We start from the raw sequence: 1,051 nt of genomic DNA on the forward strand, positions 1-1,051 counted from the left end.
GACGATGACGCCCCAGCCGGCCTCCTTCCACACGGCCTGGGAGGTGACCAGCAGAGCGAAGGTGTCCGGGTTGGTCATGATGTTCCAGGGGCCCACGTCGTGCTGGGCGAGGAAGTGGTTGAGCACTCCGGCGCCGCCGAGCATCTCCTGGAAGATGGTGATGGCCAGCACCCAGGAGAAGAAGTGGGGCAGGTAGACCACGGACTGGATGAAGTTCCGCAGCCGTTCGCTGAGGACCGTGTTGAGCAGCAGCGCCAGCCCGATCGGCACGGGGAAGAAGAGGATCAGCTGGACGAAGCTGAGCCAGAGGGTGTTGCGCAATGCCTCCCAGAACAGCGGGTCGTTGAAGAGCTGCCGGAACTGGTCGAGGCCGGCCCAGTCGCTGTGCACCACCCCGACCAGCGGGTCGTAGTACTCGAAGGCGGTGATGAGGCCGAAGAGCGGGGCGTAGTTGAAGACCAGCAGCAGCGCGACCGCCGGCAGGGTCATGATGATCAGTGACTTGTCCCGGCGCAGCTGCAACCGCAGACTCATGCGGTTCGCCCGGGAAACGGACTCCTCGCCGCCCTCGACCGCTGCCGACGTGGATTCCTTCTTGTCCTTGGTGGTGATCGTTGCGGCCACTGCTCCTCCTCGCTGTGCGGCGGCCGCTGCCACGCGGCCGTTCCGCACGCCGTCGTCTGCTACTGGCCGCTGCCGCTCTTCTCCAGCACGGCGGTCTGGTACCAGTCGGTGAGCTGGTCACCGCCGCTGGACTTCCAGGACGCGATGGCGGCCTGGACATCGGAGACCTTCTTGATGCCGTGGTAGCAGTCCTTGATCGCGTCCTCGACGGCCTGCGCGGTGTCGGCGGTGGCGAAGCGCTTGGGCACGGTGATGTTCATGTTCCAGAACACCGGTTTGTAGACGTACTTCACCGTCCGCGTCGACCAGGCCGTGTAGTCCTCGGTCACCACGTTGGCGCCCGGGTTGCTGACGACCTGCGGGGCGGAGGCCAGGAAGTTGAACGTCTGCTGCTGTGCGGTCTTCTTGCCCTCGTCGGTGTAGGAGG

1 protein-coding gene and 1 pseudogene are annotated in these 1,051 nt (G+C 65.4%); both read right to left on the bottom strand.

The window, feature by feature from the left end; translation table 11 throughout:
• Positions 1-624: ABC transporter permease family protein (locus ABT057_RS49100; protein WP_502974102.1), on the bottom strand; the 624-nt coding region annotated here is incomplete at its 3' end.
• A gap of 59 nt (positions 625-683) precedes the next feature.
• A pseudogene (locus tag ABT057_RS49105) lies at positions 684-1,051 on the bottom strand (Tat pathway signal sequence domain protein); the annotation flags it as partial.

It is taken from the genome of Streptomyces sp. NPDC002588 (assembly GCF_040295925.1).
Classification (GTDB): domain Bacteria; phylum Actinomycetota; class Actinomycetes; order Streptomycetales; family Streptomycetaceae; genus Streptomyces.